Origin of the sequence: Pseudomonas guariconensis, from assembly GCF_040822035.1 — a bacterium.
Classification (GTDB): Bacteria; Pseudomonadota; Gammaproteobacteria; order Pseudomonadales; family Pseudomonadaceae; genus Aquipseudomonas; species Aquipseudomonas guariconensis.
Genome location: NZ_CP162012.1, coordinates 3,970,756 through 3,990,558, shown reverse-complemented (window position 1 = coordinate 3,990,558; position 19,803 = coordinate 3,970,756). Strand labels below are relative to the sequence as shown.

The 19,803-nt window shown below is 58.8% G+C and carries 23 protein-coding genes; 15 read left to right on the top strand and 8 right to left on the bottom strand.

Annotated features, from left to right (window positions below; all coding sequences use genetic code 11):
* Positions 1-84: 84 nt before the first annotated feature.
* The 4 genes from AB1N67_RS18495 to minC all read right to left on the bottom strand — a co-directional run bounded on the left by AB1N67_RS18495 (position 85) and on the right by minC (position 2,764).
* The gene (locus AB1N67_RS18495) at positions 85-720 is read right to left on the bottom strand and encodes an RluA family pseudouridine synthase (RefSeq protein WP_043206651.1); all 636 of its coding nucleotides are present in this window, start codon (positions 718-720) and stop codon (positions 85-87) included.
* A 115-nt stretch (positions 721-835) separates the two neighbouring features.
* Entirely contained in the window at positions 836-1,090 is a 255-nt protein-coding gene (minE, locus tag AB1N67_RS18490; RefSeq protein ID WP_043206650.1) for a cell division topological specificity factor MinE, read from the bottom strand.
* Positions 1,091-1,093: 3 nt separating this feature from the next.
* Positions 1,094-1,906, bottom strand: coding sequence for a septum site-determining protein MinD (gene minD / locus AB1N67_RS18485; RefSeq protein WP_043206649.1), 813 nt, complete (start codon positions 1,904-1,906; stop codon positions 1,094-1,096).
* A 96-nt stretch (positions 1,907-2,002) separates the two neighbouring features.
* Entirely contained in the window at positions 2,003-2,764 is a 762-nt protein-coding gene (gene minC, locus AB1N67_RS18480) for a septum site-determining protein MinC (protein WP_043206647.1), read from the bottom strand.
* Between the two features lie 110 nt (positions 2,765-2,874).
* Between minC and AB1N67_RS18475 the strand changes: the two genes are divergently transcribed.
* Positions 2,875-3,810 carry a lipid A biosynthesis lauroyl acyltransferase gene (locus AB1N67_RS18475; protein ID WP_043206646.1) on the top strand — a complete coding sequence of 312 codons (936 nt, stop codon included), beginning with the start codon at positions 2,875-2,877 and terminating at the stop codon, positions 3,808-3,810.
* Positions 3,811-3,825: 15 nt separating this feature from the next.
* On the top strand, positions 3,826-4,983 hold the full coding sequence (locus tag AB1N67_RS18470; RefSeq protein WP_043206644.1) for a patatin-like phospholipase family protein: 1,158 nt from the start codon (positions 3,826-3,828) through the stop codon (positions 4,981-4,983).
* Positions 4,984-5,053: 70 nt separating this feature from the next.
* Here the strand turns inward: AB1N67_RS18470 and AB1N67_RS18465 are convergent, their stop codons facing one another.
* Together AB1N67_RS18465 and AB1N67_RS18460 are read right to left on the bottom strand one after the other, a co-directional pair.
* Positions 5,054-5,869, bottom strand: coding sequence for a VacJ family lipoprotein (locus AB1N67_RS18465; RefSeq protein WP_090343639.1), 816 nt, complete (start codon positions 5,867-5,869; stop codon positions 5,054-5,056).
* Positions 5,862-7,160 carry a serine/threonine protein kinase gene (locus tag AB1N67_RS18460; protein ID WP_043206642.1) on the bottom strand — a complete coding sequence of 433 codons (1,299 nt, stop codon included), beginning with the start codon at positions 7,158-7,160 and terminating at the stop codon, positions 5,862-5,864. Before AB1N67_RS18460 ends, AB1N67_RS18465 begins: the two co-directional genes overlap by 8 nt.
* 224 nt (positions 7,161-7,384) lie before the next feature.
* Between AB1N67_RS18460 and AB1N67_RS18455 the strand changes: the two genes are divergently transcribed.
* The gene (locus AB1N67_RS18455) at positions 7,385-7,750 is read left to right on the top strand and encodes a hypothetical protein (RefSeq protein WP_043206640.1); all 366 of its coding nucleotides are present in this window, start codon (positions 7,385-7,387) and stop codon (positions 7,748-7,750) included.
* 67 nt (positions 7,751-7,817) lie between these two features.
* On the opposite strand, the gene AB1N67_RS18450 is transcribed toward AB1N67_RS18455, so the two are convergent.
* Positions 7,818-9,380, bottom strand: coding sequence for a beta (1-6) glucans synthase (locus AB1N67_RS18450; RefSeq protein ID WP_102082281.1), 1,563 nt, complete (start codon positions 9,378-9,380; stop codon positions 7,818-7,820).
* A gap of 217 nt (positions 9,381-9,597) precedes the next feature.
* Between AB1N67_RS18450 and AB1N67_RS18445 the strand changes: the two genes are divergently transcribed.
* From AB1N67_RS18445 to AB1N67_RS18390, 12 genes are all read left to right on the top strand, one after another.
* A complete protein-coding gene (locus AB1N67_RS18445) occupies positions 9,598-10,458 on the top strand; it encodes a glycine betaine ABC transporter substrate-binding protein (RefSeq protein WP_043206638.1) in 861 nt (286 codons plus the stop codon).
* A gap of 212 nt (positions 10,459-10,670) precedes the next feature.
* Positions 10,671-10,982: a DUF485 domain-containing protein gene (locus tag AB1N67_RS18440; protein ID WP_043206637.1), complete on the top strand. Its 312-nt coding sequence runs from the start codon at positions 10,671-10,673 to the stop codon at positions 10,980-10,982.
* The gene (locus tag AB1N67_RS18435) at positions 10,979-12,643 is read left to right on the top strand and encodes a cation acetate symporter (RefSeq protein WP_043206636.1); all 1,665 of its coding nucleotides are present in this window, start codon (positions 10,979-10,981) and stop codon (positions 12,641-12,643) included. The genes AB1N67_RS18440 and AB1N67_RS18435 overlap by 4 nt, the downstream gene beginning before the upstream one ends.
* A 280-nt stretch (positions 12,644-12,923) precedes the next feature.
* Entirely contained in the window at positions 12,924-13,751 is an 828-nt protein-coding gene (locus AB1N67_RS18430) for an AAA family ATPase (protein WP_367863330.1), read from the top strand.
* A 274-nt stretch (positions 13,752-14,025) separates the two neighbouring features.
* The gene (locus tag AB1N67_RS18425) at positions 14,026-14,727 is read left to right on the top strand and encodes a hypothetical protein (RefSeq protein WP_102082278.1); all 702 of its coding nucleotides are present in this window, start codon (positions 14,026-14,028) and stop codon (positions 14,725-14,727) included.
* An 83-nt stretch (positions 14,728-14,810) separates the two neighbouring features.
* Entirely contained in the window at positions 14,811-15,506 is a 696-nt protein-coding gene (locus tag AB1N67_RS18420; RefSeq protein ID WP_102082277.1) for a hypothetical protein, read from the top strand.
* A gap of 34 nt (positions 15,507-15,540) precedes the next feature.
* On the top strand, positions 15,541-16,302 hold the full coding sequence (locus AB1N67_RS18415) for a hypothetical protein (protein WP_139205737.1): 762 nt from the start codon (positions 15,541-15,543) through the stop codon (positions 16,300-16,302).
* A 32-nt stretch (positions 16,303-16,334) separates the two neighbouring features.
* Positions 16,335-17,021: a hypothetical protein gene (locus AB1N67_RS18410; RefSeq protein WP_145997245.1), complete on the top strand. Its 687-nt coding sequence runs from the start codon at positions 16,335-16,337 to the stop codon at positions 17,019-17,021.
* A gap of 124 nt (positions 17,022-17,145) precedes the next feature.
* Positions 17,146-17,910, top strand: a complete 765-nt coding sequence (locus AB1N67_RS18405; RefSeq protein WP_197853331.1) for a hypothetical protein — start codon at positions 17,146-17,148, stop codon at positions 17,908-17,910.
* Positions 17,911-18,373: 463 nt separating this feature from the next.
* Positions 18,374-18,784: a hypothetical protein gene (locus tag AB1N67_RS18400; RefSeq protein WP_043206616.1), complete on the top strand. Its 411-nt coding sequence runs from the start codon at positions 18,374-18,376 to the stop codon at positions 18,782-18,784.
* Positions 18,785-18,887: 103 nt separating this feature from the next.
* On the top strand, positions 18,888-19,220 hold the full coding sequence (locus AB1N67_RS18395) for a YnfA family protein (protein WP_090344022.1): 333 nt from the start codon (positions 18,888-18,890) through the stop codon (positions 19,218-19,220).
* A 125-nt stretch (positions 19,221-19,345) separates the two neighbouring features.
* Positions 19,346-19,549 (top strand): carbon storage regulator, encoded by a 204-nt coding sequence (locus AB1N67_RS18390; RefSeq protein ID WP_043206614.1) that lies wholly within the window; start codon positions 19,346-19,348, stop codon positions 19,547-19,549.
* On the opposite strand, the gene AB1N67_RS18385 is transcribed toward AB1N67_RS18390, so the two are convergent.
* Positions 19,538-19,765 (bottom strand): YheU family protein, encoded by a 228-nt coding sequence (locus AB1N67_RS18385; RefSeq protein ID WP_043206612.1) that lies wholly within the window; start codon positions 19,763-19,765, stop codon positions 19,538-19,540. The genes AB1N67_RS18390 and AB1N67_RS18385 overlap by 12 nt on opposite strands.
* Positions 19,766-19,803: the final 38 nt, after the last annotated feature.

Sequence of the window (19,803 nt, the reverse complement as noted above, 5' to 3'; positions counted from 1 at the left end):
CTTCAAGCAAGAGCGGCAGCTTGGGCAAGTTCCACGCCATCCGCTTTGGCTATTTCTTGCAACTTGTCGCTTGAAGCTTGTAGCTCAAAAAGGTGCCGGGCACTCGAACTTCAACCGCTCGCCCGTCACCGGGTGGGTGAAGCTCAGCATGCTCGCATGCAGGCACAGTCGATCGTGGGCGGCCAGGGCTTGGGGGTTGGCGTACAGGCGGTCGCCCAGCAGTGGGTGGCCGATCGAGAGCATGTGCACGCGCAATTGGTGCGAGCGCCCGGTGATTGGGGTCAGCTCCACCCGGCAGTGATCGCCGCAACGCTCGAGGATGCGCCAGAAGGTCAGGGCATGCTTGCCCTGTTCGTGGTCCACCACATGACGGGGTTTGGTCGGTGGGTCGTAGCGCAGGGGAAGATCGATGCTGCCGCTGTCCAGCGCCGGTTGACCCCAGCACAACGCGGTGTAGGCCTTTTCGGTCTCGCGGTCATGGAACTGTCGCGAAAGCTCGCGGTGGCTGTCGGCATCGCGGGCCAGCAGGATGATCCCGGAAGTTTCCCAGTCCAGTCGATGAACGATCAGCGCATCAGGATAGCCGTTGTGCTGCAGGCGGGTGATCAGGCAGTCCTTGTTGTCCTCGGCGCGACCTGGCACCGACAGCAACAGTGTCGGCTTGTTGACCACCAGGATGGCAGCGTCTTCATGGAGGATCTGGACGTTCGACAGCGGCATTGCAAAGTCTCTTTGGAAAGCACTGTGGGAGCGGCTTGTCCAATGGTTGCGTCAGCCTGGGCTGGCACGATCATCGGACAAGCCGCTCCCACAGGGGCGACCCGAAATAGCTGGATCAGCGATCGGGCAGGGTGATGTTCAGCTCCAGGATCGAGCAGCTACCCTGGTTCTCAAGCTCGATATGCACGTCGTCGCTGCCGATGTTCACGTACTTGCGGATCACTTCCAGCAGTTCTTTCTGCAGGGCTGGGAGGTAGTCCGGCTCGCTACGCTGGCCGCGTTCGTGCGCCACGATGATCTGTAGACGCTCTTTCGCTACCGACGCGCTGCTTTGTTTCTGTCTGCCACGAAAGAAGTCAAAAAGGTTCATGGTTTACTTGCCTCCAAACAGGCGCGCGAAGAATCCTTGCTTCTGCACATCGATGAACCGCAGTGGCTTCTCTTTGCCCAGCAGGCGGTCGACAGTGTCGCTGTATGCCTGACCGGCATCGCTCTGGTCATCCAGGATCACTGGAATACCTTGGTTGGAGGCCTTGAGCACGGCTTGGGATTCAGGGATCACACCCTTGAGCTTGATCGCCAGGATCTCTTCGACGTCGGCGATGCTGAGCATTTCGCCCTTTTCGACGCGCTCAGGATGGTAACGGGTGATCAGCAGGTGTTCCTTGATCGGCTCTTCGCCGTTCTCGGAGCGGCGCGACTTGCTCGACAGGATGCCCAGCATGCGGTCGGAGTCACGAACCGAGGAAACTTCCGGGTTGGTCACCACGATGGCTTCGTCGGCGAAGTACATCGCCAAGTGAGCGCCCTTCTCGATGCCGGCCGGGGAGTCGCAGATAACGAAGTCGAAGGACTCCTTGAGCTCCATCAGGACCTTCTCGACGCCTTCCTGGGTCAGGGCGTCCTTGTCGCGGGTCTGGCTGGCAGCCAGCACGAACAGGTTTTCCAGGCGCTTGTCCTTGATCAGGGCTTGCTGCAGGTTGGCTTCGCCGTTGACCACGTTGACGAAGTCATACACTACGCGGCGCTCGCAGCCCATGATCAGGTCGAGGTTACGCAGGCCCACGTCGAAGTCGACGATGACAGTCTTGTAGCCACGCAGTGCGAGGCCGGTACCGATAGCGGCGCTGGTGGTGGTCTTGCCCACACCCCCCTTGCCGGAAGTAACCACGAGAATCTTGGCCAAGGTGTTTCACCCCTAAATAAACGGGACGCGTGTCCCTGCAAATACAAAAAACGGCAACGGGAAAAAAGTTGCGCTAAAAATGCCGGCAAGTATCCGTTAAAGACGGGTGATGTTCAACACATCGCCGGACAGGCTGATCTGCACGCCAGCCCCCCACAGCGGGTCGCGACGCAGGTCTTCGCACACCTTGTACTGACCGGCGATGGAGACCATCTCCGCCGTCATCTGCTGGCAGAAGATACGGGCCCGGGTGTTGCCCTTGATGCCTGCAAGCGCGCGACCGCGCATGGCGCCGTACACATGGATGTTGCCATCGGCGAGAAGTTCCGCGCCGGGGCTGACCGAGGCAGTGACGATCAGGTCGCCGCCTTGGGCGTAGATCTGCTGGCCGCCGCGTACCGGCGTCGTGATGATGCGGGTGGGGCGCACTTCCGGTTCGGCCGGTGGTGGTGGCGGAGCTGGTGCGGGTTCGGGTTTCTTCACCTCGGGCTCCGGCTCCAATGGCCGCTCACGCGCACCGGAGGGCGGCAACACGGGCAGATCGATGGCGATCGCCGCGGCGATGTCCTCGATTCGGCTGGCGCGCACGGCCAGGGTACGCAGGCCATGGTGGCGACAGACGCGCATCAAGCCGGGCAGGTCGATCGTCCCACAGTCGGCCGGCAGCTTGTCCAGGGCCAGTACCAAGGGGGTATTGCTGAAGAAATTGGGGGCCTGGGCCACTTTCGCCGCCAGTTGCCGGTCGAGGGCTTCGAGGTCGTTGCGCGCCAGTTCCAGCACAGTGATGGCAAGCATGCTGCCTTTGAGCTGGAAGACGGGTGCGGTATCGGAGGTCGGGTTGAGGCTCATGGTCTGCATAGACGGCTTGTTGCGAAAAAAGTGCCCTGACTTATAACGATAAGACCCGTTGGCCGCAACCGCAGCCGAACCGATGTAGAATGGCCACCTTTGTCTTGCCGGAAGCTTCAATGGAACGCCCGCGTTTTCGTCCGTATTTTCTTCACCCACGATTTTGGGGCCTTTGGTTGGGCCTTGGCCTGCTGTGGCTGGTCGCCCAGTTGCCATACCGTGCCCTGTTGGCCTTGGGCCGTGCCTTGGGCGCGCTGATGTACCGGGTCGCCGGTGAGCGCCGGCGTATTGCCGCGCGCAACCTGGAGCTGTGTTTTCCGGAGCTGTCGCGCGACGAACGGCAACATCTGCTCAAGGAAAACTTCGCTTCGACCGGCATCGCCTTCTTCGAGATGGCCATGAGCTGGTGGTGGCCCAAGCCGCGTTTGGCACGCCTGGCCCATATCGAGGGCCTTGAGCACCTGCAGGCCGCCCAGCGGGAGGGGCAGGGTGCCATCCTGATGGCTGTGCATTTCACCACTTTGGAGATCGGCGCCGCCCTGCTGGGCCAGGCCCATACCATCGATGGCATGTACCGAGAGCACGGTAACCCGCTGTTCGACTACATCCAGCGCCGTGGTCGCGAGCGCCACAACCTCGATTCGCTGGCGGTGGAGCGCGACGATGTGCGCGGCATGCTCAAGCTGCTGCGCGGCGGCCGCGCCATCTGGTACGCGCCGGACCAGGACTACGGCGCCAAGCAGAGCATCTTCGTGCCGTTGTTCGGCATTCAGGCCGCAACCGTCACGGCGACCACCAAGTTCGCCCGCCTGGGCAAGGCCCGGGTGATCCCTTTCACCCAGAAGCGCCTGGAGGATGGCAGCGGCTATCGTTTGGTCGTTCACCCACCACTGGAGGACTTCCCCGGCGAGACCGAAGAGGCCGATTGCCTGCGTATCAACCAATGGGTCGAAGGTGTGCTGCGGGAATGTCCGGAGCAGTACCTGTGGGCCCACCGGCGTTTCAAGTCGCGTCCGCCGGGAGAGCCGCGGCTTTATGACAAGAAAAAGCGCTGATCGCGAGTGACAACGATGGCGCCACTCCCCACCACAGGCCTGATTCTCTCCGGCGGCGGCGCCCGTGCTGCCTACCAGGTGGGGGTGCTGGCTGGTATCGCCGAGTTGCTGCCGCCGGGCGCGGCCAACCCGTTCCCCGTGATCGTCGGGACCTCGGCTGGCGCCATCAACGCCGTCACCCTGGCCAGCGGGGCTACGCGCTTCACCGAGGCGGTACAGCGGCTGACGACCTTCTGGCAGAACTTTCGCAGCCACCTTGTGCTGCGCAGCGACTGGCCCGGTGTCATCCGCCAGGCCAGCCGCTTCGTCAGCCACAATTTGTTGGGGGTCGGCGGTCAGGTCCCGGTGGCGCTGCTCGACAGCAGCCCCTTGCGGGGCCTGCTGCAATCACATCTGGATCTTGATGGAATCGGCCATTCCCTGGCTGCCGAGCAACTCAGGGCGGTGGCCATCACTGCCTTCGGCTATGAGTCCGGCCAGGCGGTGACGTTCTATCAGGGGCGCGGCACCATCGAGCCCTGGTTGCGCCATCGGCGCATTGGCGTCCCGACTTCCCTGACCATCGAGCACCTGTTGGCGAGCTCGGCGATTCCGTTGCTGTTCGCCCCGGTCAAGCTCGACGAGGAGTACTTCGGCGATGGCGCGGTGCGCCAGTCGGCGCCGATCAGCCCAGCGCTGCATCTTGGCGCCAGCCGGGTGCTGGTGGTAGGGGTCAGTGGCAACCCGCAGCGGCCTTCGGCACCGATGCCAAACCAGCGGGTATTCAGTGGCCAGCAGCCCAGCCTTGCGCAAATCGGCGCGCACATGCTCAACAGCACGTTCATCGACAGCCTCGAGGATGACATCGAGCTGCTCCAACGCCTGAACCACCTCAGCCACCTGCTGCCGGCACACCTCAATGCCCGGCGCCTGGGTCTGGCACCGATCGATGTGTTGGTGGTAGCGCCCAGTCAGCCGCTGGACGAAATCGCAGCGCGCCATCGCCGCGAACTGCCGGCGGCGCTGCGTCTGTTCCTGCGTGGGCCGGGGGCGACCCGTACCAGTGGCGCGGGAGTGTTGAGCTACTTGTTGTTCGAGGCCAGCTATTGCAGTGAACTGATCGAGCTTGGGCGTAAAGATGCTTTGGCCAAGCGGCGGGAACTGTGTCAATTCCTGGGGTTGAATCCGCCTTGATGCCGACGAGGGCCGCGCCCACCAGTTTCCTACGTGTGGGCGCGGGTTTGCCCGCGAAGGGGTGAAGGATCTACTCGGCGATCTGCAGCTTGCGTGCCTGGGTGTATACGTAGCGCACCTTCTCGTACTCGAAAGGTGAGTTCAGCTGCCCGTAGCGGAAGTTGGTGGTGTAGCGCTTGTCCACTGCCCGCAGCACAGTGATTTCCGGGTGATCGCTGCTGGCATCGGCAACATTGAGGAAGTTCGCCTCCCGTTCACCCACATAGTCCACCGCCAGCCCGGCAGTGTCGCGCAGGTTCGACGGCCCCAGGATCGGCAGCATGATGTAAGGCCCGTCAGGCACCCCATAGAACCCAAGGGTCTGGCCGAAGTCTTCGCTCTGGCGCGGCAGGCCCATCTTGGTCGCCGGATCCCACAACCCACCTACGCCTATGAGGGTGTTGAACATCAGACGTGCGGTGATCTCGGCCGAGCGCTTGGCCTTGAGTTGCAACAGACTGTTGAACAGGTTGGGCACATCGCCCAGGTTGTTGAAGAAGTTGCTTACCCCGGTGCGTACGAAGCGTGGAGTGACGTAGCGATAGCCGTCGACCACCGGCAGCATCACCCACTGGTCGAAGCGGTAGTTGAAGTGATACACGCGCCGGTTCATCGACTCCAGCGGGTCATAGACATTCAGCGCGGTCAGGGTGGAGCGTTCGAACTCGCGCTGGTCGAGCCCTGGGTTGAATTTCAGTTCGCGCAGCGGGTCGAGGAAGCCGTCGGGCTCGACCGTCGGGGAGTCGGCCTTGTCGGCTTCCACCACGCTGGTGCGGGGCGCTGTCTCGGCTGCCAGGGCGTTGCCGGCGACGAGCAGGGCGGTGACGAGCAGCAATTTGTTAACCACGGAAGAACTCCAGCATCGCATCGCTGTTGACGCGGTAGTTGAGGTTGCCGCAATGGCCGCCATGAGGGTAGAGCGTCAGGCGATCACCGAACACCTTGCGCAGGAAGCCGATATCGCCAGGGCCGAGGATGACGTCGTCGGCGTTGTGCATCACGGCGATCTTGGGGCTCTCCCGCAGGTAGTCGGCCAGTGCGTAGAGGCTCACCTGGTCGATCAGTTGCAGCACGCTGCCGCCATCGGTGCGGGCTCGCCACATCGGGATCACCTGCTCGGTGATGTAGCACTCGAAATCGCACTGCAGCGCACGCTTGAAGAACGGCGTGAGGCTGCTGCCTTCGGTGATCGGGAATTTCGGCGGAGTGATCAGACCACGGCGGTTGACCAAGTCGGAGGTGAAGGCGATGTCGGCCGCCGAGAAGCGGAACGAGGTGCCGATCAGCATGGCCATCTGCTCGTTGGACAAGTGTTGGCGCGACTTCTGGAAGTCGTAGAGTAGCGCCTCGTTGAGGTCGATGTAGCCCTTCTGCTGGAAGTACAGGGTGAGCTTTTCGAGCATCAGCTCATAGAACGTGGTGCTGCGATCGATGCCTTTGACCCGGGTTTGCACCAGCTTGTCCAGGTTGCTGACCGAGGTGTAGAGGTTGACCGGGGGGTTGAGCAGCAGCACCCGCTTGAAGTTGAAGCTGCGCCGGGTCTCGTCCAGGTGGCTGACGAAGGCTGCGTCGAGGGCTCCGAGGCTGTACCCGGTGAGGTAGAACTCGCTCACCGGCAGGCGCGGGTGTTGGGCACGCACGGCCTGCATGACGCGATACAGATCCTCGGCATCGTCCTTGCTCACGCCCGGCGTGGCAAAGCGCGAGGCAGCGCTCATGAAGTCCCAACTGGTGGGCGAGGACAGTTGCACCACATGGAAGCCCGCCTGGTAGAAGAGCTTTTTGAGGTATTCGTTGATGCTGCTGGAATAGGGCGCGCCGGTGCCGGCGATGAGGAAGATCAGCGGTGCTTCGTGATCCTGGCGGGCCAGACGGTACTTGAGCTTGCGCACGGGCCAGAAGTTGTCCGGCAGCGTGAAGGCTCGCTCCGGTCGCAGGTTGAGGCTGTAGTCGGATTGGCTGATGTCCTCGTCGTTGGGCAGCGTCGGGCGCTGCTCTGGCGGCGTGGTGGCGATGGTGGCCTCGAACGGATTGGTCAGCGGATAGCCATAGCTCGCGGCGTCGATATCCCGCGCCGAGGCGGCTGTGGCCAGGAGCAGGCCGCAGAGCGAGGCGACGAGGCACAAGGGTCGAAGCATGGGATCCCCCAAGAAAGTACGTAAGGCAAATCGCTACCTAGGACCATGATAGGCAGGGCAAAGTTGCCTGCCGCAGTGTTCTTTGTCGTGCCAGATGTTGCCGCGACAGTCTACGGCGCGGCAAACGGTCATCCTTGGAACATAGCCGTCATGCGCGGATTTTGCCTTGCAAGGTAGGCACGGGCGTTTATGCTGGCGTTTGTTTTCAACCCGTTGGAGTTCCCATGGCCCGCTCGTTGCCCATCGCCCTGTTCCTGCTGTTGCTGTCGGCGTGGCTGGCGGCCAGCTATGGAGTGCGTTACGGGCTGATGGAGGATGCCCGCTGGGTCGGGCTGTGCAGCGCGGCGCAGGGGTACTGGCAATGCCAGGCCCGCTCGTTGCTGGGATTGGGCATCCATCATCAGGTGCTGGCCTGGGGCGCGCTGGGTATTTCGCTGCTGGCGCAGTGGGTGCCGGGGCGGGGCGGGTGGGGGCTGGCGGTGCTGGGGCTGTTGTTCGGGATTCCTGCTTTGGTGTTGTATACCGCGAGCATTGCAGTATTCGCGGTGGTGCTGGCGGGGTTGCGGTTGGTTCGGCAGCCTGCGAACTAGACCCGGGATTTTGTTCGTGGGTAAACCCGCTCCCGTACGAATCACCGCGGGCGTTGCGGGAGCGGGTTTACCGTGAAGGCACCTCTTGGTTTTTGCGCAGACTGCGCCACAACGCTGCGACCATCGCCGCGCTGACAACCGCCCAGCCCCACGCCTGGACATTGTTCACTCCTTCTATGAACAACTGCGGTGCGATCCCGGCCCCTACAATGAGCGCCAGCAACGCGATCTCAGCCCTGGGCGCCGCCACGGGGCGCGCCAGGTAGACCACTGCCGGCAGCACCAGTGCCGCCGTTGGGAAGCTGCGATAACGCGGGTCGAACACCATCGCCAGCATGCTCACCGCCGCCGCGAAACCCGCCGCCAGCAGCCACCATCGGGCGTGACGTTCCAGCCAGGCGAACAGACGCTCGCGCCAGCCGCCGCGAGCGGCCAGTGCCAGCGCGCCATGGGCCAGCACTACCAGGTTGAGCCCGGCCAGCCATCCTGCCCACACCCACTCGCCGGTGAAGCGTGCGTTCGTGCGCACCAGCTCGCCCCACAACCCCAGGCTTGCCGCGCCCAGCGCGGCCAGCAGCGGCAGCAGCGTGGCCGCGTGCCGATTGCCAGGTCGTCCAGCCAGCAGCAAGGTGGCCGCAAACAGCAGCACACCTGCCAGCCACCACTGCGGCCAGTACGGCAGGTTGCTCACCGGTCCTTCGAGCACGCCCTTATCCTGACGGTCGGCGTCGTACAGCCCCCAGTAACCGCCAACTGCTCCCTCGCTGGCGCGCTTCCAGGGCTGGTCAAAGGCTTCGATCAGGTTGTAGCGCCAACCGTTGGCTTCGGCCAATGCAACGAAACCACGGATGAAGCGTGCTTCGTTGGCTCGGCTTGGTGTGGCGGTTTCACGCTGGCGCCCTTCGCTGGGCCAGCCGGTCTCGCCGATGAGAATGTCCTTGGGGGCAAAGCGTGCGCCGAACTGTCGGCGCACATCGGCCACATGGGCCAAGGCATCGTCGATGCCGCGGGGGTCGTCCTCCCAGTAGGGCAGCAGGTGGATGGTGAGAAAATCCACCTCCGGTGCTATCTGCGGATGCTGCAGCCAGAATTCCCAGACGTCGGCATAGGTCACCGGTACCTTCACCTGGCTTTTGACCCGAGCGATCAAGCCAGCCAGGCGGTCGCCGGTCACTTCCTTGCGCAGTAATGCCTCGTTACCAACGATCACGGCGCTGACCACATCCGGATTGGCGTTGGCCGAGGCAATCAGCGCGTCGACTTCCTTATCGGTGTCCACCGGGTTGGCATTGACCCAGGCGCCAAGCATCACCTTCAGCCCATGTTTGCGCGCCAGGCCCGGAATCGCCTCGAGACCGGTCATCGAGTAGGTGCGGATGCACTCAAATCGCTCGGCCAGCAGCGCAAGGTCCGCGTCCATGCGGGCCGGACGCAAGCGGAAGGGGTGGTCAAACGGCGACTGGTCCTTGTCGAACGGCGTATAGGAGGCGCACTGCAATTTGTGTGTAGGGCTGGCCGCATCGGGCAGGTGCACAGGCTTGCCAAGCCCGTACCAGAGCGACCCGAGCCCGATCAGGGCGAACAAGCAGGCGATCAGATAGAGGGGCAGAAGGCGTGTGCTGCTGGGCATCGGGCGGTCCGTCGTCAGGTGCAAAGGGCTAGATGATAGCCGCAAACGCTCTAGATCAAGCATTCACCATGCAAGGATCACGCAGGGCGCATGATGGCTCAGTGATTGATGGCGATTTGCTGTCGTTTATCGGTCGGTAAAGGTCGTGCTCAGAGCAGGTCGGCTATGGTGTGAGGATGATGATGCAACTTCCGAGACCTGACGAGGGGATGCTTTGATGGCTACGTTTACAAAAATGCGACGTTTCCTGGGTGTGGGGACAGCCCTGGTTTTGGCCGTGAGCGCTGCACAGGCAATGGCCAAAGAAGTAAGCATAGGTTACGTGGATGGTTGGTCCGACAGTGTGGCAACCACCTATGTGGCCGCCGAAGTGATCAAGCAGAAACTCGGTTATGACGTGGACCTCAAGCCCGTCGCCACCGGCATCATGTGGCAGGGTGTGGCCACCGGTAAGCTCGACGCCATGCTGTCGGCCTGGCTGCCGGTCACCCATGGGGAATACTGGGGCAAGAACAAGGACAAGGTGGTCGACTACGGCCCTAATTTCAAGGATGCCAAGATCGGCCTGATCGTGCCGGAGTACGTCAAGGCTGCCAGCATTGCCGACCTCAAGACCGATGAAAGCTTCAAGCACAAGATCGTTGGCATCGACGCCGGTTCCGGCGTGATGCTCAAGACCGACCAGGCCATCAAGGACTACGCCCTGGACGGTTACAAACTGCAGGCCAGCTCCGGCGCGGCGATGACTGCCGAACTGGGCCGCGCCTACGCCAAGCAGCAATCCATCGCCGTGACCGGCTGGGTGCCGCACTGGATGTTCGCCAAATGGAAACTCAAGTTCCTTGAAGATCCGAAAGGTGTGTACGGTGCCGCCGAAACCGTCAACAGCATCGGCAGCAAGGAACTGGCGACCAAGGCGCCAGAAGTGGCCGAGTTCCTGAAGAACTTCCACTGGCAGTCCAAGGATGAGATCGGCGAGGTCATGCTGGCCATCCAGGAAGGTGCCAAGCCCGATGCCGCGGCCAAGGATTGGGTTGCCAAGCACCCAGAGCGCGTGAAGGAGTGGACCGGCAAGTAATCAGACTCTGTAGTCGACTCTGCTGTTTTCGCGGGTAAACCCGCTCCTACAGGTATTGCACAGGCCTGTATGAGCGGGTTTACCCGCGAATTTGTTACGCAATCTGTAAAACACCGTTGCATCTAAGACTAAGGTCGTCTGGTTGGTGTCCATCGGCAGAATAAAGTAAGGGCGGGTTCTCCCTTATTTGCGTTGCTGCTAGGACAAAAACAATGAACGACAGCATCTACCAATCGATACAGAACAGTCCGCGCTTCAAGGAACTGGTCACCAAGCGCGAGCGTTTCGCCTGGATTCTTTCGGCGATCATGCTCGGTCTCTACTGCGGCTTCATCCTCCTCATCGCCTATGGCCCGCAGATCCTGGGCTCCAAACTCAGCCCTGACTCGTCGATCACCTGGGGCATTCCCTTGGGCGTCGGCCTGATCGTTGCGGCATTTGTCCTGACCGCTATCTACGTGCGTCGCGCCAATGGCGAATTCGATGAGCTGAACAAAGAGATCCTCAAGGAGGCGCAACAATGATCCGCCAAGCCAAAGCCCTGGCCGTCCTGGCCTGCGGCGCTTTCGCACCCGCCGTGTGGGCCGCCGATGCCCTGACCGGCGAGGTGCACAAGCAGCCGCTCAACGTCTCGGCGATCGCGATGTTCGTCGCCTTCGTCGCCTTTACCCTGGGTATTACCTACTGGGCCTCCAAGCGCAACAAGTCGGCCTCGGACTACTATGCCGCGGGCGGTCGCATCACGGGCTTCCAGAACGGCCTGGCGATTGCCGGTGACTACATGTCGGCAGCCTCCTTCCTGGGGATTTCCGCGCTGGTGTTCACCTCCGGCTATGACGGCCTGATCTACTCGATCGGCTTTTTGGTCGGCTGGCCGATCATCCTGTTCCTGATTGCCGAACGCCTGCGCAACCTGGGCAAGTACACCTTCGCCGACGTGGCTTCCTATCGCCTCGGGCAGAAGGAAATCCGCACGCTGTCGGCTTCCGGTTCTCTGGTGGTCGTGGCGTTCTACCTGATCGCCCAGATGGTCGGTGCCGGTAAGCTGATCCAGCTACTGTTCGGCCTGGACTACCACGTCGCGGTGATTCTGGTGGGTATCCTGATGTGCCTGTATGTGCTGTTCGGCGGCATGCTGGCCACTACCTGGGTACAGATCATCAAGGCCGTGCTGCTGCTCTCCGGCGCAAGCTTCATGGCGCTGATGGTGATGAAGCACGTAGGCTTTGACTTCAATACCCTGTTCTCCGAGGCGATCAAGGTCCACGCCAAGGGCGAGGCGATCATGAGCCCGGGCGGACTGGTCAAGGACCCGATTTCGGCGTTCTCCCTGGGTCTGGCGCTGATGTTCGGCACTGCCGGCCTGCCGCACATCCTGATGCGCTTCTTCACCGTCAGCGACGCCAAGGAAGCGCGCAAGAGCGTGCTCTACGCCACCGGTTTCATCGGTTACTTCTACATCCTGACCTTCATCATCGGCTTCGGCGCGATCCTGCTGGTGAGCACCAACCCGGACTTCAAGGACGCTGCTGGCGCCCTGATCGGCGGCAACAACATGGCGGCGGTGCACCTGGCCAATGCCGTAGGCGGCAGCGTGTTCCTGGGCTTCATCTCCGCAGTGGCCTTCGCCACCATCCTGGCGGTAGTGGCGGGTCTGACCTTGGCCGGCGCCTCGGCGGTGTCCCATGACCTGTACGCCAGCGTATGGCGCAAGGGCAAGGCCAACGACAAGGACGAGATCCGTGTGTCGAAGATCACCACCATCGCCCTGGGCGTACTGGCGATCGGCCTGGGCATCCTGTTCGAGAACCAGAACATCGCCTTCATGGTGGGCCTGGCCTTCTCCATCGCCGCCAGCTGCAACTTCCCTGTGTTGCTGCTCTCGATGTACTGGAAGAAGCTGACCACCCGCGGCGCCATGATCGGTGGTTGGATGGGCCTGGTCAGCGCGGTCGGCTTGATGATCCTTGGCCCAACCATCTGGGTGCAAATCCTCGGCCATGAAAAAGCCATCTACCCGTACGAGTACCCGGCGCTGTTCTCCATGCTCATCGCCTTTGCCGGTATCTGGTTCTTCTCGGTGACCGACAAGTCCAAGGCTGCCGAAGACGAGCGCGCGCTGTTCTTCCCGCAGTTCGTCCGTTCGCAGACCGGTCTGGGGGCCAGTGGCGCGGTTTCCCACTAAGGTCTTGCTTCTGCCAATGACGCCCCGCCAGTCGGGGCGTTTTTATTGGCTATGAGAAATTTCACAATCCCATAGGACGTTTCGCAGTTTCATTGGGACCAGTCTCGTTAAAAAGGTAAGCCAGATTGCCCACACTTCCCGCTTCGACCCCGTACTTCCGGCAAGGCCGATTGACGACCTCATGGGGCGCTTTTACACGTTGAAGCCCGTTGCATGACTGATGCTTGGATGTAGGTTTCGTCTGACACGCCAAGCGGATGTTTCCTATTACGTTTGGGAGGTGGCCGAGGCGCATGAACAGCAGGTGATGGTCCATGCCCACGTCGATGCGATGTGCGTGGCGCATGTGCTTTCGGGCTGGACCGGAATCCCACTTGGCAAGCTCAAGGAACGCACGCAAGCCAGCGAAACGACGTTGCTCGGCCAGCTGCAAACCTACGTGGCCGGTCAGGAACCGGCATTGAAGGCGCTGGCCCGCAAACTGTTCATCACCCGAGCGGGGCTGCAGGCACCGGACAAGCCGGCTGGAGTGTTCATGCTGGCCGGCCCCTCGGGGGTGGGCAAGACAGAAACGGCATTGGCATTGGCACAGGTGTATGGCTCAGGGCCAGAGAGCCTGATCACGCTGAACATGTCCGAATTTCAAGAGGCGCATACGGTCTCTGCACTCAAAGGGGCACCGGCCGGCTACGTAGGCTATGGCAAAGGCGGAAGATTGACCGAAGCGGTCAGGAAGAGACCGCACTGCGTGCTGTTGCTGGACGAATTCGAAAAAGCTCACCCCGACGTACGCGAGATGTTCTACCAGGTCCTGGATAAGGGCTGGATGGAAGACGCCGAAGGGCAACGCGTGAGTTTCCATGATGCCTGGGTGGTGATGACCACTAATGTGGGATCGGAACTGCTGACTGAATGTCGTGCGGACGATGAGGTGATGTCGCATGTTCGCCAAGCCTGTGCCCAGGTGTTCAAGCCGGCCTTCATGGGGCGTGTGAATCTACAGGTCTATCAACCGCTGTGCCTCGAACAGTTAATGGCAATTGCCCGGCTCAAACTGGACAAGATCGTTGATCGCGTCGGTGAAGCCTCCCGAGGGCATATACAGTGAAGTTCTCGTCGTGGGCAGGCCGGGATTCAAGTTGCACTACGCAATGACCAAGCCCATCAAGGTCGTCGGTATTCTCCACCATCAGAATTGCGAGTTGTCTTTGCGTGACCTGCCTTGGGAAAGGGTTGCGTTACTGCGAAGGTTGTGTGAGTTAAATCCGACGTTGCCGCTTAGTGTTGTTTAAGACTGTCGAGACGTGATCAATCGCCGATCAATCGAAGTGGCGAATGGTCGAATATTATCTGTTTGAACAAAATCTGAAAGTGAGAGACTCATGACTGATTTGAAGTCCAAGTTGGCAACTGCTACGTCGTCTTTGCTGCGGCGGCGCCCCGCCAATACCAAGGTCAATATGCATGGCAAGGCATGCACGCCAAAATATTCCCTCGACCCCAAATTGGAACAGCGATTGACAACGTGGGAAGACCTGGATGATCGCGACCTTTTCTTGGCACATCCCGTGACGCTGGAGTGTTTCTTGAGCAGTGATCTGAGTCGGCGAACAGCGGAGGATGTTATCGGGGAGTGCGATGTGTTTTCCACCTCATTGGCTTCGTATGGCAACCCTGCCTCGGTACCGTGGACTCGCGGGGTTGGCCTGATTCTGGACATAAATCCTCAAAATATTCTCGGGACGTTTACTCGGCCTGTCGGGCTGCCGTTTCATGGACGGACCTCTAAGTATCAGTTGGCCCACAGCATAGAGGCGGGTATTAGCCAGAGCGGAAAGATAATCAAAGGCGGGTATCGCAAAATTATGACGCCGGAGGAGCTGCTCAAGTACAAAAATGTTGGCAATGAAGTACTGGTCATTGGTCGGCCCAACACGCATGTGCATTTTGCCCAGACGCGCAAAATCAACGTAAAGGGTGTGGTAATTGTCAATCGGAACGATAGTGAAAAACTGCGTGAAGATTTTAATTTGATTAGGCTGCTGCGAGTGCAGAATCCAGGCCTTGAAGTCTATTCCATGTAAGACCTTGTTGAGGAATTGTAGAGGTGCGGTGCGTTCATACATGCTGACGTGCCATCATATACGAACGGGCACTTGAACTATCGATGGGCAGGTTGAGCGACGTGGGGCGGCTGCACCCCAAATACTCTTATGATAAAAGTGTCGAGCACGCCCTGGGTCAATGGGAGCGACTGGCGGAGCAGAACAGATTTCTCGTGCATGCTTTCGACCTGGATAAGTTCGAAAGAGGCGACCTTTCAAAGAGACGGGCCGAAGACGTTTTCAAGTCGTGGGATGTCTTCTCCACCAGTCTGGTGGACTCCCTGCGGGTCTTCAGGTACAGACGCCGCTATAACAATACAGGATCAGCCATTCCAACCCAGGTGTTCGGCGAGCTGGGTTTCATTCTGGAAGTGCCGCCGCAAAATATTCTGGGAACCTTCCCGGAAGATGTCATGTTTCCGACGCACCTTCCCAGTAAGGATTTTAAGTTTGCCGATGCAATACTCAATGGTGTCTCCAAGCTATTTTCGCAAAGGCTGGTGGAGAAATATAATAAGGTCGTTCCGCCAAGCGACATCATTGGGCGAACGGCGTTTCATAATGAAGTGCTGGTCGTCGGCAAACCTAATGTGAATATATATTGCACGATGACGCAACCGATCAGGGTGCGCGGTATTCTTTATGCGCCTAAATTCGAGGTTGCGGAAAATAATCGGGACCGATCGAGTTTCGAACGGTTGGATTTTATAAGTCGCCTTCGTCAGTTGAATCCAGGGCTTGGTGTTGTACAGGTCTAAGGCGTGGGCTAATACGAGGTGTCATGTGGGGTGGTTGAATAAAATACGCGTCAGTTCGAGATTCGAAGCGCTATCGGGAAAGGATTCCAAAGCTGCTTTTACCTTCAAACCGGCGACTGCCTATCCAGCATATTCTTTTGACAAGAAAGTCGAAAAAAATTTGCAAAAATGGGGGCGTATTTCCGAGATGGGGCTGTGCTTGGTGCATGCCGTGGGCGAGCACGCGCTGGACGACAGTGAGCTGTTCCAAGGGCGCGCACAGCACGTCTTGAGCGGGTGGGATGTCATTTCAACGTCGTTGATCAGTCGCAGACGGCCATGGGCGCAAGTGCAGATCCGCAATCGGGATCCAAAGATCGCCCGGCTGCTAAGGAAGCCTCCGACGATGTATGCAAATGTCGCGTTGATTCTACAGGTACCGCCAGAAAATATTCTGGGAACCTTCCCAACGGACGTCTTCTTCCCAACGCATGAACCGGCAAAAGACTACAGGTTTGCGAGTGCAGTTTTAGGCGACAGAAGTACAGCGCGTCCGGTATTAGGAGGGGCATATACTCAGATTGAGTCGCCGCGCAGGATAATGGAAAGGACCGGGAAAGAGATGCCGGGTACTAAGTATAACGAGATTCTCGTGGTGACCCGCCCTCATGTCAGGTTGCACTTTTCGGAAACGAAGAACGTTGAAGTGAAGGGTATTATTTACACTCAAGGAAGTTGTGGTCTCAGTCCGTCGGAAGCCGAGGTGCTTCAGCGCTTGCGCGAATTGAATCCCGATCTTCCAGTCGAGGAAGGGTAAGCCTGACTTGGCGAGCAGTGTGAATCTGAGCGATGGTTTCAAAAGCGAAAGAGCGAAAACTATATTCCAATCACACCGCGATGCAGCAGGTTTTATCGCAGTGGGAGAATCTCGACCGCCAAGGCATGATGCTGGTGTGCCCCTTCACCTCCATCACGGCTTTATGTGGCTATGAATTGCCAGTCATCCAACAGTGGATTGATCGTCATTGGGTACTGTCCACGTCATTGGTCAATCCGAGCGACATCGAAAAGCAACGGAAAAGCTATCGGCGAATGAATAGGGACGGGCATTTATTTTCCGGTATGCCGGAGGAACTTGGTATTGTGCTCGACGTGCCGCCGCAAAATATCCTACGTGCTGCGGCGGCACCGATGATGACTCGTACCCGAATCAATCAGCAAAAATTCATATTGGCAAACAATGGGTTATTCAGTGTTGAAGGTCCAGATATCACGTCTCAGACGGATGCCTCCTTCAACGTTGTTACACCCAAAACGCTAATGAAATCGACCCGTTGGCAGCATAATGAAGTTTTGATCATGGGCAAACCCAACCAACATGTACATGGTGTTGTCACGCAGAGAGTCATCGCCAAAGATATCGTGGTGCTTTCGAAGGACACGCAGTCCGAGTTTTCCCATGAAAATCGGAAGTTGTGGTTGGGTTTTCATACGGCGAATTACTTCAGGGGGCCCTATGCGCCAGCGAGGCGTTAAAGGTCGGAAGAAAGCTAATGATGGTGCGGGGCGCCGTACTGCCGCCTGAAACTCCGGTGTGGACATTGTGTGTTTGAAGTTTGGGCACGTTTGATGCCTTTGCATAGTATTCTTGAGAGGTTGGATGAAAGTATCCCAGGTTATACGAAGACTGAATTGCCTTTCGGTTGCAGAGCCCAAGACGGCTTTCAGTTCAACGCGAGCATCCTTTACGCCTAGATTCTCTTTCGACGAAAAAGTGGAAAGTGATTTGGAGGCGTGGGGGGATATTTCGAAATATGGGCTGTGTCTGGTGCATGCTTTGGGCATTAGCTCTTTTGGGGGCGAGTTATTCCAAAGAAGAGCGCAGGATGTGTTGAGGGGGTGGGACGTAATTTCCACGTCCATGATTGCACGTAATCGTATCCGGCGACAGGCCCAAGCACACAATCTCCCAAACCGGATTCTTCGACAGATCGATAGCTGCAATTGTCTGTACGCCAACCTGGGGCTGATTTTAAAAGTACCTCCCCAAAATATATTAGGTACTCACGAGTATGATGTTTTCTTTCCGACTCATGCGCCGGCGGCACACTACGAATTTGCATCTCGAATACTGGCAAGGCGAACGGCAAAAGGAAAACTTTTCAATGAAGACCTGTTTACCAAGATTGAGTCACCTGCCGAGATCCTGAAGAAAACCATCACGCCAAGTGCCGTGTACAACGAGATATTGGTCGTTACCCGACCCAATGTCAGGGTGCACTTTTCGGCGACGGAAGAGGTTAGGGTGCAAGGCATTATTTACTCGCAGCATGGAAACGCTTTCATCCGAGACAAAAGGCGGGATCAGTTTATGCTAGACAGGTTGTGTCAGGTTAATCCGGATTTAGCTGTCGAATACATATGAGTCTGGTTGTCGGCCTCGATTTTCCTCGCCGCTGGTTGTTTTCATACACCGCCATACTCGATCTGTCAGTGTACATACCATTTGCGCAAAATCTTGCTAGTAGGCTCTTCGCATGGGATGTTTCAGATTTCGATCGCGCGCAGAGTCTCTCTCTGCGGGCTTGGCGAAGGCGGCATTCAAGCCACGGTCGTCGTGTTCATCGCCGTTGTATTCCTTCGACGAGCAGGTCGAGCGCGATTTACGTGAGTGGGGACGGCTTTCAGAATATGGCCTATGCCTGGTTCATACGCTCTGTTTGAATGGATTTCAGGCAGGCGCGCTGTCAGCGGGCAGGGCACAGGATGTCTTTAGATCCTGGGATGTGATTTCAACGTCTTTGGTCATACGCAGGCGTCTGTGGGCACACAGTATGATGCGCAGGAACCGTGCAGGCTTTGTGCAGATTTCGTCTCAGGTGACACCCATGTGTCATTCGGTGGGTTTTATATTGGATGTGCCGCCTGAAAATATCCTCGGCACGTTCTCGCGGGATGTACTTTTTCCTACCCATGCATCAGCCGATGGATACGAGTTTTCCGATGCAGTGCTTAATGGGTTCGAACAAAACATGATGTGGGCGGGTGGCTTCAGACACATCGAGCCGCCGTTCGAGATATTGCACCATACCCGAGGTCACGGTGTTTTTTCGGATTATAACGAAATCCTTGTGGTGACCCGACCGTGCGCCAAAATACATTTTACGATGACGAAAGAAGTTGGCGTCACCGGGATCTTGTATTCCCCAGACAATAGAGGCGCTGATGCCACTGATGACATCAGACTATTACATGCAATGCTTGCATTGAATCCTGAATTACAAATCGAGCTGGCCTGAGAACTTCTGCGGTTGCGATGGAACGGTAACCCCTGAGAGCCCTCCATGCTTTGCTTCCGCCTCCGTTATGCTATGCGTCGTTCAAATGGGCTGGATGACCGGTGTGATCAATTACCTATGGTTTTTCTTGGCGGCGCTGTTCGAGATTGGCGGCTGCTATGCATTTTATCTCTGGCTGCGCCTGGGCAAGAGCGCTTGGTGGGTAGCGCCTGCGCTGGCCAGCCTGACGGTGTTCGGGCTGATTCTCACCCGTGTCGAAGCGGCGTATGCCGGCCGTGCCTATGCCGCCTATGGCGGTATCTATATCGTTGCCTCATTGCTATGGCTGGCGCTGGTGGAGCGGGCTCGGCCGATGGCCAGCGACTGGCTAGGGGCACTGCTCTGCGTGGCCGGTGCAACCCTCATTGTGTTCGGGCCGCGGTTGCAGCAAGGGTGATGCAGACAAGGCTGTAGGTGGAATCGCGTGTTTGTGTGGGATGCGTCTATTTCACCTGCGTAACGTTGTGCGGTTGAAGGCGCCACAGGCAGTCTCTGGTTTTCCGTTGGATTGGAGGGTCAGACATGTTGGTGATAGGGCGTCAGGTGGGGCAGGCGATCAAGATCCGGGACGACATCACGATTCGGGTGTTGTCCGTGCAAGGGAGTGAACAGGTGCGTCTGGGCATCAAGGCACCTGCTGATATCACGGTAAACCGGGAAGAGATCAGCGACAGCGTCAAACAAGCCCTGGCGCAGCGGCGCCAGGGCAAGCAGTCAGTCGAATAGCTCCCTGGGCACTTCGTGCTTGGCCAGCAATTGGCATTGCTGACTTTCAAGATCGAACAAAATGAACGCCTGACCTTTGGCCAGTGCCTGGCGGACCCGCAGTACGCGGGTTTCCAAGGGCGTGTCGTCGCCGTTATCGGTGCCGTCGCGGGTTACGAAGTCCTCGATCAAACGGGTGAGGGTTTCGGCTTCGAGTTGGTCGTAGGGGATCAGCATGGTCACAAAGTCTTGGCTGGGATGGGGGCATGCTACGC